Origin of the sequence: Alteromonas sp. Cnat3-28 (genome assembly GCF_022348265.1) — a bacterium.
GTDB lineage: Bacteria > Pseudomonadota > Gammaproteobacteria > Enterobacterales > Alteromonadaceae > Alteromonas > Alteromonas macleodii.
Map to the genome: position 1 here is coordinate 20266 of NZ_JAKREY010000002.1, position 14530 is coordinate 34795.

The 14530-nt window shown below is 45.8% G+C and carries 12 protein-coding genes; all 12 read right to left on the reverse strand.

The annotated features are described in order from the left end of the window. Positions 1-3: 3 nt before the first annotated feature. Entirely contained in the window at positions 4-1644 is a 1641-nt protein-coding gene (locus MHM87_RS02265; RefSeq protein WP_014951084.1) for an acetolactate synthase large subunit, read from the reverse strand. Between the two features lie 151 nt (positions 1645-1795). Beyond that, a complete protein-coding gene (locus tag MHM87_RS02270; RefSeq protein ID WP_239257662.1) occupies positions 1796-2680 on the reverse strand; it encodes an intradiol ring-cleavage dioxygenase in 885 nt (294 codons plus the stop codon). 142 nt (positions 2681-2822) lie between these two features. Next, on the reverse strand, positions 2823-3224 hold the full coding sequence (locus tag MHM87_RS02275; RefSeq protein WP_014977648.1) for a DUF4112 domain-containing protein: 402 nt from the start codon (positions 3222-3224) through the stop codon (positions 2823-2825). Positions 3225-3317: 93 nt separating this feature from the next. Further along, positions 3318-4397 (reverse strand): ferrochelatase, encoded by a 1080-nt coding sequence (hemH, locus tag MHM87_RS02280; protein ID WP_014951087.1) that lies wholly within the window; start codon positions 4395-4397, stop codon positions 3318-3320. A 212-nt stretch (positions 4398-4609) separates the two neighbouring features. Further along, complete coding sequence (locus MHM87_RS02285) at positions 4610-6187, reverse strand: AbgT family transporter (RefSeq protein WP_014951088.1); 1578 nt, start codon at positions 6185-6187, stop codon at positions 4610-4612. Between the two features lie 319 nt (positions 6188-6506). Next, a complete protein-coding gene (gene hflC / locus MHM87_RS02290; protein WP_239257663.1) occupies positions 6507-7388 on the reverse strand; it encodes a protease modulator HflC in 882 nt (293 codons plus the stop codon). Positions 7389-7393: 5 nt separating this feature from the next. Continuing rightward, the gene (gene hflK / locus MHM87_RS02295) at positions 7394-8545 is read right to left on the reverse strand and encodes an FtsH protease activity modulator HflK (RefSeq protein ID WP_014999852.1); all 1152 of its coding nucleotides are present in this window, start codon (positions 8543-8545) and stop codon (positions 7394-7396) included. A 67-nt stretch (positions 8546-8612) separates the two neighbouring features. Continuing rightward, positions 8613-9902 carry a ribosome rescue GTPase HflX gene (gene hflX / locus MHM87_RS02300; RefSeq protein ID WP_239257664.1) on the reverse strand — a complete coding sequence of 430 codons (1290 nt, stop codon included), beginning with the start codon at positions 9900-9902 and terminating at the stop codon, positions 8613-8615. A 17-nt stretch (positions 9903-9919) separates the two neighbouring features. Next, positions 9920-10168 carry an RNA chaperone Hfq gene (hfq, locus tag MHM87_RS02305; protein WP_014951092.1) on the reverse strand — a complete coding sequence of 83 codons (249 nt, stop codon included), beginning with the start codon at positions 10166-10168 and terminating at the stop codon, positions 9920-9922. Between the two features lie 78 nt (positions 10169-10246). Then, on the reverse strand, positions 10247-11140 hold the full coding sequence (miaA, locus tag MHM87_RS02310) for a tRNA (adenosine(37)-N6)-dimethylallyltransferase MiaA (protein ID WP_239257823.1): 894 nt from the start codon (positions 11138-11140) through the stop codon (positions 10247-10249). A 43-nt stretch (positions 11141-11183) separates the two neighbouring features. Then, positions 11184-13043 (reverse strand): DNA mismatch repair endonuclease MutL, encoded by a 1860-nt coding sequence (gene mutL, locus MHM87_RS02315; protein ID WP_239257665.1) that lies wholly within the window; start codon positions 13041-13043, stop codon positions 11184-11186. Between the two features lie 94 nt (positions 13044-13137). After that, on the reverse strand, positions 13138-14487 hold the full coding sequence (locus tag MHM87_RS02320; protein WP_014951095.1) for an N-acetylmuramoyl-L-alanine amidase: 1350 nt from the start codon (positions 14485-14487) through the stop codon (positions 13138-13140). Positions 14488-14530 lie beyond the last annotated feature (43 nt).

The following is a 14530-nucleotide window of genomic DNA, read 5'->3' on the forward strand; positions in this document are numbered from 1 at the left end:
GGCTTAAAGCTTGGCGCTAAGCTCTTTAATCGTATGATTTAGTGTTTTGTCATTCATACTGTAATCAACTGGACAATCGATAATATGTACGCCTTTTGTGTTCAAACACTTATCAACTAAGTGAATAAGTACATCCGCGTCGTCAACTCTCCAGCCCTGTGCGCCGTAACTTTGTGCGTATTTAACAAAGTTGGGGTTGCCATAATCTAAACCAAACTCGTCAAACTGCATGTTTGCTTGTTTCCACTTGATCATTCCGTACGCATCGTCGCGCAAGATGATCACCACAAGGTCAAGCTTAAGCCTAACGGCAGTCTCAATTTCTTGGCTATTCATCATAAAGCCGCCATCGCCGCATACGCTTACCACAGGGACATCGGGCTTTACTAGTTTGGCTGCTATAGCTGATGGCAAACCGGCTCCCATTGAAGCCAGTGCGTTATCTAAAAGCAGGGTATTCGGATGATATGCGGGGTAATTTCGGGCAAACCATATTTTATATACACCGTTGTCTAACGTAACAATGCCGTTATCAGGCATAACTTTACGAATATCGCGTACAAGGCGTTCTGGTAAGATAGGGAATCGATTATCGTCTTCTGCTTCAGCACGGTGGTCTACATAGGCTTGATGCACATCTTTGTAGAAGTCGAGTTTCCAACTGTCTTGGGGAGTAATGCCTTCTTTTATTTGCCAGATGCTGTTAGCAATATCTCCAACGACTTCGAGTTGCGGGAAGTAAACAGGGTCTACGGCAGCCGAATCAAAGTTGACATGAATCACTTTTTTATCGTTGTGATGCATGAAGAACGGTGGCTTTTCTACCACATCGTGGCCTACGTTGATAATAAGATCGGCACGCTCTATTGCCCTGTGTACAAAGTCACCGTCAGACAGAGCAGTATTCCCTGCAAAGCGCGGGTCGCTTTCGTTTAGTACCCCTTTACCCATTTGGGTGGTAACAAATGGAATGCAGGTTTTATCAACAAACTCCCTGAGCATTTTCGCTGTTAGCTTTCTGTTTGCTCCGGCGCCAATCAATAACAAAGGTGACTGGGCTTCTTCAATCATAGTAACCGCAGCAGCAATTGCTTTGTATTCGGCGATAGGTCGACGGGCCATGCTAGGTGTTAGTATTTGGGCACTGGTTTGTTCTGCGGCAATGTCTTCTGGCAGTTCAATGTGTACAGCGCCCGGACGCTCTTCATGGGCTAGACGAAATGCCTCTCGCACAGTAGAAGGAATTCTATCGCCACTCACAATCTGGTTGGTGAATTTAGTGATCGGCCGCATCATGTCAACGATGTCGATAACTTGAAAGCGACCTTGCTTGCTGGTTTTGATCGGCTTTTGCCCGGTAATCATCAACATTGGCATAGCGCCGAGTTGAGCATAAGCTGCGGGAGTAACTAGATTAGTGGCCCCTGGTCCTAAGGTCGAAAGGCACACTCCCACTTTTCCGGTAAGCCTGCCGTATGTAGCTGCCATAAAACCCGCGCCTTGCTCGTGACGCGTCAGCACCAGTTTAATAGAGGACTCGCGCAACGACTCAAGTAAGTCGAGGTTTTCTTCACCTGGGATACCAAAGACGTATTCCACGCCTTCTGCTTCTAACGCTTTAACAAATAAATCGGACGCTTTCATGTGCTGCACGCTCCTTGTAATTTGAGCAGAAAATAAAGTGCTTATTAGTTGTGCTACGAAACAATGCTGCGAATGGGTTTACTGTGCGTAATAAAATGCCCGTTGCTAACGGGCATGTTAAAAAATAGTGTATAGGAGAGAAAAAGGAAGTCTAATCACTGATTATTATGCGCTTGTATGCGAGCAAAGAACCATCTTCGTTTTGTGACACACTAAATGTATATTCATTGTAGTCACTGCCAAACACTGTATCTTGCCCCAGCAACGTGTCTGGCTCACCCCGGTGACTGTAGTCGGGATGATTGGTACAAATGTCTTGGCAAAAACTATCGGAAAAGCCAAATTGAGAAACCAATTGATCAGTATTGTTGCGACGTATACGAAAATGGATGTGGATAGCTCGGCTGCTGTACCAGCCGGGAAAACAGCTTTTTAGGTTTATTCTTCCGCTAGCATCTGTCACCGCAATACCTCTGAACCACTTCGCACTTAATGCATCCACTTCATTTCCCGTGCAAAATGCCGAATTAAATCCGCTGGCATCGGCACTATCACTGGTATCTCCTGAATAAACGCCATCTACATCGCAATGCCATACTTCAATTTCATAACCCGATAGGGGATTACACGCTTCATCAATTAACTGAAGACACAACATCATCGGCAAACCTGTTTGCTCATATGAGATGTCGTCAAGATAGTCACTTTGAAAATAGCACGGGCCTTCCGTTTGAGAACCTGTGAGAGCCACACTGCATACAGAAGCAGTGTCAAATAAACTATCGTCTGGAAAGTCTGACGTCATAGCTGACGTGCCACCGCTTGCCCAACCGTCAAAATCTTCTTCAGGTTCGGCATTTGAATCGGTGTCGTTATTGGAAGATGAGGAGTTAGATACTGTGGAACTTGTAGAGGTGGAATTAGAACCTCCACAACCCCACAACCCGATAGCAATAGGAGCCAATGTAAGCCCCACCGCTGTTTTCATAAAGCGGCGTCGCTTGAGCGGCTTTTCCGTTAATTTTTTTGATGTCATCGTGCGTTGCCCTTGGTTGTCTTTGCAAAAAAGACATTTAGCTAAAGGACAAGGTTCTCTTATTTACTCAAGCTTTACGTAGCTTTACACAGTAAATAAGCAAAGTGAAAAAAGCGCAGGTATTTGGGTAACTAAACCTAGGTTATTCAGCACTCCATTCGGATAGTGCCTTCTGTGTTACTTTATCTACCTCATGTTTATTTTCGCTTATCCACCAGCGCTCCATAATACGGACATTTTTCTGATTGGCTTTATAGAATATATCCACAATGTCGCCAACAAATGGAATAAAACCTAAGCCAAAGTCGATTGCTGAGTTTTTTACCATTTGAGCTATTAGCGCTTTGGGCATACCCAATGATTTTCCCAGCCAAACTATTCGAAGTGAAACGAAGAGCATCAGCGCGTCACCGGCTCCAGGGATAAGTCCCACGATTGAATCCAAGCCTATTCTTATTGGGATAAAAGGGAGCTTTACAGCAGTATCCAGCAAGTTCGCCAGTTTTTGCGCTTTAAGTAGTGCCTTTGGTGCTTTGCCTTCCACGACCTTATCTCCCTTTCAATATAATAAATGCGCCACCAAGGGTGATTTCCCTATTGGTTTTCCTCGAAACGTTTACTGTCAGCTTTTCAAACGCTACTTTTCAGCGCCTAACGCTCTTGCTAAGCCTGCGCGCAAACCGTTGTCCGACTGTACTGTCCACCCATGCAGGTTTTCTTGCACTATGTCAAAAAGCACGTCTATATGTTCTTTGTCACTGTTAAGTGCCGCGATGTATTCATAGCGCTCACCACCAGCTTCCATAAAGTACTCGCGATTCTCTTCACCAATTTCTTCAATAGTTTCCAAGCAATCGGCTGAGAAGCCAGGGCACATAACCTGAATGGATTTCACCCCTTTTTCAGGTAAAGACTTTAACGTTTCATCTGTATACGGTTTCAACCACTCTTCTCGACCAAAACGAGATTGGAAGGTTGTCATATATTCGTCGTGTGAAAGGCCAAGTTTCTCGGCAAGCAAGCGCGACGTTTTGTGGCACTCGCAGTGATAGGGGTCACCATTCATTAAATAGCGCTTAGGAATACCGTGGTAAGACAAAATAAGCTTGTCCGCTCTTCCATGGGTTTCCCAATGCGCTTTTACTTTGTTCGCCAGCGCGGTAATGAAATTATCGCGGTCGTGATAGTGATTCACGAAGCGAAGTTCTGGGAGCCAACGGCGAGAGGTGAAATCCTTAGCGATAGCATCAAATGTGGAGCCAGTTGTCGACGCGCTGTATTGAGGGTAAAGCGGTAAAACGACGAGTTTGCGTACGCCTTTTTCCAACATGGACTCGATGGTATCACCTATGGCGGGCTTGCCGTAGCGCATGGCAAAGTCGACAATTACGTCATCGCCATATTGGGCTTTACAGCGTTCAGCAATAGCTGATGCTTGCGCTTTAGTAATAGCCATAAGTGGAGAGCCTTCTTCCGTCCATACGGTGGAATAAGCCTCTGCCGAGCGCTTGGGGCGAAAGTTTAGAATAATACCATTTAATACAAACCACCAAATCGCTTTAGGCACTTCCACAACCCGCGGGTCAGAAAGAAACTCTTTCAAATAAGGGCGTAACGCCTGCTTAGTTGGCGCTTCCGGTGTCCCCAAATTCGTTACCAGTACGCCAATTTTATCTGGTTGCCCGTGAGTAAAACCTTTGTTCGATTTGTATTTCATGTATTCATAGTCCGAGAAGTACTGCGCTATATCCGTATTATACTGAATTACCTTAGATTATGATCTGCTATAACGCCAAAAAAGTGCGATTGCGCTAATAGATTTTGGGCATTAAAAAAGCGACAGGTGTTCGAAAATACTTTTCAAAAACACATGTCGCTTGTTTAGTTTGCTGCCGCATGAAGCGTGTGGCAGCGCGTAAAGCTATCTATTTAAGGCTGATAGTAAGTCGCTGCGCCCGGGCCTACCGGCATACCGAGTAGGAACACCCAAATGTAGAACAAAATTGTCCAACCTACGATAAACACCATTGAGTAAGGCAGCATCATGGCAATGAGCGTGCCCATTCCCAAGTCTTTCTTGTACCTTGCAGCCATGGCCAAGATTAGTCCGAAATAGCTCATCATAGGTGCGATAACGTTTGTGACTGAATCACCAATACGGTATGCAGCTTGAATCACTTCAGGCGCGTAACCTATGAGCATGAGCATTGGCACAAAAATAGGCGCTGTTACCGCCCATTGCGCTGATGCACTCCCTAGCGACAGGTTCACTACACCACACATCAAAATGAACAGAATAAACACCGCTGGGCCATCTAACCCTGCCGCTTGTAACAACGCAGCACCTTTAACGGCTAATACTGTGCCTAGGTTTGTCCATTTGAAAAACGCAACAAACTGCGCAGCAAAGAATACTAGCGTAATGTAAAGACCCATTGCCCCCATGCTTTTAGACATGGCATCAATAACATCTTTGTCGTTCTTCATCGACTTGGTAACTTTACCGTAAACAAAGCCAGGAATAGCAAAGGTGATAAATATGAATGCAACAATGCCTTTAAGGAACGGAGAGCCCGCTACTTCACCTGTTTCTGGATGACGCAATATACCGTTTTCTGGCACTACCGTTAGCGCTAGTATCGCGCAAACAATAACAAACGATATACCTGCCCAACGCAGGCCTTTCTTTTCTAAATCCGTAGGCGCGTCCATAGATTGCTTGCCTAAATCTATGGAAGCATCAGCAGGGTCAAATTTACCGAGTCTCGGCTCAACAACCTTTTCGGTGACCAACGCTCCCATTGTGGCTACAACGAAGGTACTGATGAACATGAAGTACCAGTTTACTTCTGGGCCTACCATATAGTCGGGGTCAATCATGTGAGCAGCGGCTTCCGTGATACCCGACAACAGTGGGTCGACAGTTCCAAGCAGTAGGTTGGCGCTATAGCCAGCCGATACACCTGCAAACGCGGCGGCCAGACCCGCTAACGGGTGACGACCTAACGAGTGGAAAATCATCGCTGCCAGTGGAATAAGTACCACATAGCCAAGCTCTGATGCTGTGTTTGAAATGATACCTGCGAAGACGATAGCAAAGGTCACGGCACGTTTAGAGGCATTCATTACCAACGCGCGCATTGCTGCTGATAACAGGCCAGAATGTTCTGCTACCGATACACCAAGAAGCGCAACAAGTACGGTACCCAGTGGCGCAAAGCCTGTGAAATTGGTAACCAAGCCTGTCACTATTCGCTGCAAACCTTCTGCGCTCATCAGCGATATGACTTCAATCATACCGTCTTCTTCACGCCCCTTTGCACCTATTGGGCGAGGGTCAGCTACAGCAATGTCAAAGTAACCAAGTATCCCACTAAGTAACACAATGAAAAGTGAAAGCAGAGCGAACAGCGTTACTGGATGTGGGAGCAGGTTTCCTAACCATTCCACCGTGGTGAGAAATCGCGAGAATAACCCACCTTGTCCGCCCCTATCATCGGCAGACACTGTATTTGTATTTTCCGTTGTCAAAATCTTCCCTCTGTCGTTTATTGACGTCTACCACACCAAGGCTAATGCTGGGAAGGCATTAACCTTGTACATAAATAGTGACGTGTTTTAATAGAATTCAGACGGTATTTTACCCGATTTAGTAAAATTTTGGCAGTAGATAGGGAAAATGAAAGGTTATGCGAGTGTACATATTTGCAGTGGCAGCGCCTAATTTCCCTAAATATAACGCTCTATATCATACTGTTAGCTTGGAATAAGGCATAAAAAAACCAGCCTAAAAAGACTGGTTTTTAACGCATTAATTGACAGTAATTTAGTTGCCTTTTGACTTATTCATGTACTTGAAGAAGTCACTATCAGGTGCAATCACCATCACATCTTGCTTACTGTTAAAGCTTTGCTTATACGCGTCCATACTGCGCAGGAAGCTGTAAAAATCAGCGTTCTTTGAGTAGGCGTCAGCGTAAATTTGTGCCGCAATCGCATCACCTTCACCGCGAAGTTGACGTGCATTACGCTCAGCATCAGCAAGCATTACCGTTACTTTCGCGTCGATATTCGCCTTAATAACTTCAGCTTGCTCTTGACCTTCTGAACGGTGTTCACGTGCAACAGCTGCACGCTCAGCACGCATACGCTGGAAGATAGAGTTACTCACCTCAGTCGGTAGGTTTATTTGCTTAACGCGTACGTCAACAATTTCAATACCTAGCTCGTCAGATGATGTAGAGGCTTGTTCCATCGCTTGATTCATAAGCGCTGAACGCTCACCAGAGACAATTTGCGCAATAGTGCGAGTACCGAACTCAGAACGCAGACCGTTGTTTACTTTTTGCTTTAGTAGCGCTTCTGCCTGAAGCTTGTTACCGCCTGTTGATAGGTAGTAACGCGCAAAGTCTTCAATGCGCCACTTAACGTACGAGTCAACGATAAGGTCTTTCTTCTCACTTGTTACAAAGCGATCAGGCGTACCGTCTAACGTCTGAATTCGCGCATCTAAATGGCGTACCGAATCGATGAACGGTAGTTTAAAGTGTAAGCCTGGCTCGAAAACACGAGTTTCACCCGTAGATTCATCGCGCTGAACTTTACCAAACTGAATAACAATGGCGCGTTCGCCTTCTTTAACTGCAAACAGAGAGCCTGATGCTAGCAATACAAGAAGAACGAATACTGCGATTAATAAATTCTTCATTATGCTTATCTCCCTTCTCTGTAGCTGTCACCACGCAAACCAGAGGTTGGCGAGGAATTGCGGCTTCTGCCTGACGCATCAGTTACAGGTGTTTGTAAGCTTTCTAGCGTGTTGCGCGAACGGTCGTTAGAGGTTGACTGCTGGCGCTCCATAATTTTATCAAGAGGCAAGTACATCATGTTGTTGCCGCCTTTGCTGTCGACCATAATCTTACTGGTGTTAGCCAGTACTTCTTCCATGGTTTCAAGATAAATACGCTCGCGAGTAACTTGAGGTGCACGCTCGTACTGAGGCAGCAGTTCTTCAAAACGTGCCACTTCACCTTGCGCTTCTAACGTTACACGCTCTTTATAGGCTTGCGCTTCTTCATTCATACGGTTCACTTGACCACGTGCACGCGGTTCAATCTCTCTCGCATAAGCTTCAGCTTCACGAATGAAGCGCTGTTCGTCTTCCTGAGCAGCAATCGCATCATCGAATGCATCTTTAACTTGCTCTGGTGGGCGAGCATCACGGAAGTTCATATCAATGATAGAAACACCCATGTTGTAGGGTTCAATGATCGCTTGAAGCTCTTCCCATACACGCTGACGCGTTACTTCACGGCCGTCAGTAAGTACATCATCCATTTTTGAATGACCTACAACATAACGGATAGCACTATCAAGCGACTGGCTTAGGCTTTGCTCTGGACTTTCAACCGCAAAGGTCCAACGGTATGGATCTACAACGCGGAATTGCATTTCCATTTGAACGCTAACTACGTTTTCGTCTTCAGTGAGCATAGAGCCTGATGATGACTGGTCGCGAATTGATTGAACATCAACAGGGATTACTGAGTCGATAAACGTTGGTGCCCAACGCAGACCTGGCTCAACCTGCTCGTGATATTCACCAAAGCGTAGTACAACGCCTCGCTCTGCTTCACGAATGGTGTAAAAACCACTAATGAACCAGATTACGACTAGAAGACCTACTAGAATACCAGCGCCGATACCGCCTAGGCTTTTGCCTGAGCCACCACCGTTGCCACCTGACTTTCCAAACTTACCAAATAAGTTTTTAAACACATCGTCCAAATCGGGGGGACCTTGTTCTTTCCCACCGCGATTCTTCCACGGGTCGTTATTGTTGCCACCCGGCTCATTCCAAGCCATGCTGATACTCCATAGATTACTGTTATATTTTTGAATTTCGCATGCTCAATGCAGTGACTAGCACTGACTAATGTCGCACAACATACTCTGATATTCCGTTTTCCAGACGCTTTTCAAGTCTGTTCCAGTCAGCGGCGGGCATACGTACATCAACTACCCAGTCTCCCTGACTATCGTATTCTTCACTCGCAATACAGTTTAGTTCGTACAACACACCGCGCAATCGACTATGTGCAGGAGGAATCTTTAACGTGTAATTCACCATGCTTTTGCCTAAACATTCAGTTAAAGCCTGGCTTAACAATTCCGTCCCTTCGCCCGTTTGTGCAGACAACCACACTCTAGTGGGCACACCCTCGTCGTTTCTCTCTATACGGGGTTGAACATCGTCTAGTTTATCAATCTTATTACAGATTAGTAATTGTTGAATCTCTCCGGCTTCAATTTCTTCAAGAACATCATTAACTTCGTCCATGGTTTCACGATATTTTGCATCGGCAATATCAACCACATGGAGCAGTAAGTCTGCTTCTTGAGTTTCTTGAAGTGTCGCTTTAAAAGCGGCAACGAGGTCGTGGGGAAGATGACGAATAAAACCTACCGTATCGGCCAAAATAGCTGGGCCTACGTCTTTTAACTCGATTTTGCGTAGCGTGGGATCTAGCGTTGCAAACAACTGATCAGCAGCATAAACGTGTGAGTCGGTAATGGTGTTAAATAGCGTCGATTTTCCCGCGTTCGTATAGCCAACTAAGGATACCGTTGGAATTTCAGCGCGTTTGCGCGAGCGGCGACCCTGCTCACGTTGCTTTTGCACCTTTTCCAATCGACGAAGAATGGCTTTAATACGACCACGAAGTAGTCGACGGTCTGTCTCTAGCTGTGTCTCACCGGGACCGCGAAGACCTATACCACCTTTTTGACGCTCAAGGTGGGTCCACCCTCTGATAAGACGGGTTGAGATGTGTCTCAACTGGGCTAGTTCGACCTGAAGCTTGCCCTCGTGAGTCCTCGCGCGTTGCGCAAAAATATCGAGAATAAGCCCCGTTCTATCTAACACCCGGCATTTACACAGCGCTTCTAAATTACGCTCCTGAGAAGGAGAAAGCGCATGATTGAAAATAACAACGTTGGCATCGTGTGCTTTTACTGCCGCTGCTATTTCCTCTGCCTTACCTGATCCAACAAAAAACTTAGCATGAGGCGCACTGCGCGAAGTTGTAATAACTTCTACTGCATTAACCCCTGCTGAAGACACAAGTAATTCAAGCTCACTTAAGTCTTCTTTGCTATTTTCGTCGGAAAAATTAACATGAACAAGTACAGCCTGTTCACCGGCTTCATAACGGTCAAACAAGCGCGTTACCTTTTAAATTATTCACCTTTAGTATTTTCAGAATCTCCTGCGCTAGGCATTGTGATAGCGCGTGCTGGAACAACAGTAGAAATCGCGTGCTTATACACCATTTGGCTTACTGTGTTCTTCAGTAGAATTACGAACTGGTCGAACGATTCAACCTGCCCCTGAAGTTTAATACCGTTTACCAGATAAATTGATACTGGAATACGTTCCTTACGCAAAGCGTTCAAGAATGGGTCTTGTAAAGATTGCCCTTTAGCCATTTGATATCCTTAGTTTTTATTATTCGTGATAGAAATTTCACTATCACTACACGTCTAATGTATACCACACTCAGACAATTAAAGTGTGACTTTCGCTGTAATTTTAGTCAAATTATCGTTAGCAAATGTGTCTAGCCATGTAACCTGCTCCCAGCCCCGTAACCACGTAAGCTGACGCTTGGCGAGCTGTCTCGTAGCGATAATGCCTCTTTCACGCATCTCTGCGTAACTTAATTGGCCGTCTAGGTACTGCCACATCTGTCTGTACCCTACTGAACGAATAGAAGGTAAATCTTCGTGAAGATCACTTCGTTCGTAGAGCTTTACTACTTCTTTCTCGAACCCTTGCTCCAACATCATATCGAAGCGAGTCGCGATACGTTCGTGCAACACTGCCCTGTCTGCGGGCGCTATGGCAAATTGTGCAATGTTATAGGGGCACTTTTCACCCTCTTGTTGTTGCCAATGTGTCAACGTCTTGCCGGTACTTCTGTACACTTCCAGCGCACGGGTAATGCGCTGTGGGTCATTGGGGTGAATTCTCTCACCACTAATTGGGTCTACACCACGTAATTCATCGTGTAATTTAGACCAACCCAAGCGTTGTGCCTGCTGTGATATTTCGTCCCGTATCTTTTCATCAGACTTAGGTAGTGGCGAAATTCCATTTATCAAGGCATTAAAGTACATCATTGTACCACCAGCCAAAATTGGCACCTTGCCACGCGCTAAAATATCGCCAATAAGCGCGTTGGTGTCGTTCACAAATTGCGACACCGAATAACTCTGTGCAGGGTCGATAATATCAATTAGATGATGTACTACACCTGCTTGCTCTTCCTGCGTTGGCTTCGCCGTGCCGATGTCCATGCCTTTGTATACAAGGGCTGAATCGACACTAATTACTTCACTATCAACTTTTGCCGCTATTTCAAGCGCCAAACCTGTCTTGCCTGATGCCGTGGGGCCCATAATTGCTATTACTGGCAATGCAGAATTTATGCCATTGGACACCTTATCCTCCCCATACATCTAGCACTGAATTTAAGGGGCGCACTTTAGCAAATTGCTCAATAATTTCCCATTGTTTCGCTTCGCCCTGCTGATCCAACCAGTACCAGAGCGCATTTAACGATTCTTCATCCAAAACATGTTCAGGCAAAACCACTGATTTTACGGCATCATCAATTGAATTTACTTCATCATTTAGTTCAACTAATAATAAGTATTCAAACCACTTGAGCCACGGCAAGTGCCTGGTGCCAGCTGGAACTTGCTGCAATCGATATTTCCCAGCCACTTTGTTTACTTCAAAATGCGCATTGTTAAGCAATGTAACCAGTTTTTCATTCACGTTATCAAGTGACACTGCAACAGGCATCAGTAGCGGTTGCCCGTGCTGCGCTTTTAAAAATAGTTCGCTCAACCAGATACTTGCAACTTTAGTTGCACAAAGAAGGTAAATTTTTTCTGATTTTGGGTAAATTCTACACTGGGAAGTTAGATTAACGTGCTCTGCAACGGGCATCGGGTCTGCATTGTTGTTAATAATGTCGCTATTTGGCGTCATTAACGCATTGTAATTTGACTGATATGCCGCACTTGGCCCTCGACTTTGCTTATGTGCAGCGCCACCACTTCGTCCACCACTGGCACTTCCCGAGGATGTATTTCTTGGACTACCTGTAAATTGCCCATAAGACTGTGGCGCGCCTTGCGAGATTCCCCCCGTCGAGTAACGAGAAGACTCGTTGAACGCCTGTGCATTATCCGACGTTTGATTCTGTAAAGGCCTAATGTAATCGTGTTCTACCTGAGAAGACATGAAATCTGAGCCCGAAGGATGGCTTGCGTCCATTCCTGATAAAGGCTGTTCGTCGGTCATGGCATGCAGCGCATCACTCACGGTTTTACAGATAAAGTCGTGTACCAATCTGCCTTGTTGAAACCTCACCTCATGCTTGGCGGGATGAACATTTACATCCACATCTTTAGGGTTAACCGTTAAGTACACCACAAAGCTTGGTTGCTCCACCACACCCCAAACGCTTTCGTACGCTTGGCGAATAGCGTGCATAATAAGCTTATCTCGCATGCCTCTGCCGTTAACAAAACTGAACTGGCAATCATTACTGCTGCGAAGCATGGCCTCATTACCTAGCCAAGCATCAATGTGAAGACCTTCATACTCAGTACTAATATGTACGGCGTTTTGAACAAACTTTTGTCCAACCACAGCGCCAATTCGGGTGGCTAAACTGCCTGCTTTGTCGGCGATAAAGCGCTTTGCTACTTTATCGTTGTGTTTTAAAACAAATGAAACCTTGGGATAGCTCAGTGCTATGCGTTTTATGACTTCTTCAATATGCTGAAATTCGGTTTTTTCGGTGCGTAAAAACTTACGTCTTGCTGGCGTGTTGTAAAACAGATCTGCCACGTCAATTGTGGTGCCAACAGGGTGGGCCGCTGGCTGAATATTTACCGCCATTTCCCTACCCTCACAGTAGGCCTGCCACGCCTCTCCTTGAGACTCAGTGCGCGATGTCAGTGTTAACCGGCTTACCGAGCTAATACTGGCCAGCGCTTCGCCACGAAAGCCAAGAGAGAGAATTTGTTCTAAGTCATCTAGAGTGGTGATTTTGCTGGTTGCATGGCGACTTAATGCCAGCTGCAGTTCACTTTTGACAATGCCTGACCCATTGTCTTTTATTCGAATGCGTTTGTGGCCACCTTTTTCAATATCGACTTCTATTTTGGTGGCACCAGCATCAAGGCTGTTTTCGAGTAATTCTTTAACCACAGACGCGGGGCGCTCAACCACTTCACCAGCGGCAATCTGGTTTGCAAGTTGGGGAGATAAAAGCTGTATAGGCAAAGGACTACCCTATGATATTAACTATATGGATTCGTGGCGATACGACATGTAAGTGCAATGAGTGCTGAAAAAGCCGATGAAACAAAACCTTGGTTTAGGTTCTCGGAATATTTAGTACCTGCCCTACGCGTACAACATCACTTGAAAGATCATTCGCTGCTTTGATGCTGCTTACTTTTACATTGTAACGCTGTGCTAATAACGAGAGCGACTCGCCGCTTCTTACTTTGTGCGTTCGGTTGTTCGCCCTTTCTTGTGCCCACAGTGTACCATCAGGGGGAACTTGCTTGAAGTAACGCTTAGTCGCATTAAACATGGCATTCGCCAAGCGTTCGCGATGTTTAGACCAGTTCAGATTCTTCTCTTCTTGCGGATTAGAAATGAAACCAACTTCGACCAAAATAGAGGGGATGTCAGGCGCGGTCAAAACTGCAAAACTGGCGGCTTGTGGTTTTCTTTTATGCAGACTGGTCACCTGCTTTAGCTCTTCAACCACTTTATTACCTAAATCGTGGCTGGTCGCCATACTGTGATCCATCGATAAACCCAGTATGGTTTCAGTTAGATATCGCTCGCTTGATTTATCATTTATCACTTCAGCTGCACCACCGAGTAATTCAGAGTGACGTTCAGATTTCTCTAGCCAGCGGCCTAATTCAGTGTCTGCTCTTCGCATGGATAGTACCCACACCGAACCACCTCGCGGTTGAGGCTGACTAAACGCATCGGCGTGGATGGAAATAAGCAAATCGGCTTTTTTCTCGCGCGCAATTTCAGGACGTCGATTAGGAGAGACATAATAATCATCGCCACGAGTCATGATGGCGCGCATACCTCGCTCCCGGTTTATCATGTCTTCCAGTTTTTTGGCGATACTCAGGGTGATGTGCTTTTCATAGGTACCAGCCGGACCGATTGAACCTGGGTCATGTCCACCATGCCCGGCGTCGATGGCGACGATAATGTCTCGGTCTCGGGCACTGGTAGAATCATCAATAACGACAGAGCCAGTTGATGCTGACGCTGATAACGTTGGCGATGGCTTCGGCGCGCTATCTGGTAAATCGACAACCAGCCTGTGTCCGTAAGCACCATCGGGGGTTACTGCAAATAACGAAGGCTTTGTATTTCTATTGAGCTCAACAACCACTCTGGCAGATGATTTGTTTTTCGGTGTGGAGTAGCGCAGCTTTTTAATCAAATCACCGCTGTTTTCAATGCCAGAAAGCTTAGCGGTGTCGCTGGTGTTGTTAAGATCGATGACAAGCCGAAGCGGATTTTTAAGTGTAAAATAGGTGAACTCTGGCGCTGATTTCATATCGAAAACAACGCGCGTATTGTCCGGCGACGGCCATATCCTAACCCCGTCGATGTTATTTTGCGCACCGTGTGCGAATTGCACGACGAAACACAATAATAATACCGAAACTATACTGCGCACCATAATTAGCCTTTCTGTTATTGTTATGCTGCTCTCGTCAACTCCG

Coding starts and splice junctions, on each gene's coding strand:
- hfq (WP_014951092.1), bottom strand. CDS start 10,168: ATGGCTAAAGGGCAATCTTTACAAGACCCATTCTTGAACGCTTTGCGT.
- MHM87_RS02270 (WP_239257662.1), bottom strand. CDS start 2,680: ATGACATCAAAAAAATTAACGGAAAAGCCGCTCAAGCGACGCCGCTTT.
- miaA (WP_239257823.1), bottom strand. CDS start 11,140: ATGGGCCCCACGGCATCAGGCAAGACAGGTTTGGCGCTTGAAATAGCG.
- MHM87_RS02320 (WP_014951095.1), bottom strand. CDS start 14,487: ATGGTGCGCAGTATAGTTTCGGTATTATTATTGTGTTTCGTCGTGCAA.
- hemH (WP_014951087.1), bottom strand. CDS start 4,397: ATGAAATACAAATCGAACAAAGGTTTTACTCACGGGCAACCAGATAAA.
- hflK (WP_014999852.1), bottom strand. CDS start 8,545: ATGGCTTGGAATGAGCCGGGTGGCAACAATAACGACCCGTGGAAGAAT.
- MHM87_RS02265 (WP_014951084.1), bottom strand. CDS start 1,644: ATGAAAGCGTCCGATTTATTTGTTAAAGCGTTAGAAGCAGAAGGCGTG.
- hflC (WP_239257663.1), bottom strand. CDS start 7,388: ATGAAGAATTTATTAATCGCAGTATTCGTTCTTCTTGTATTGCTAGCA.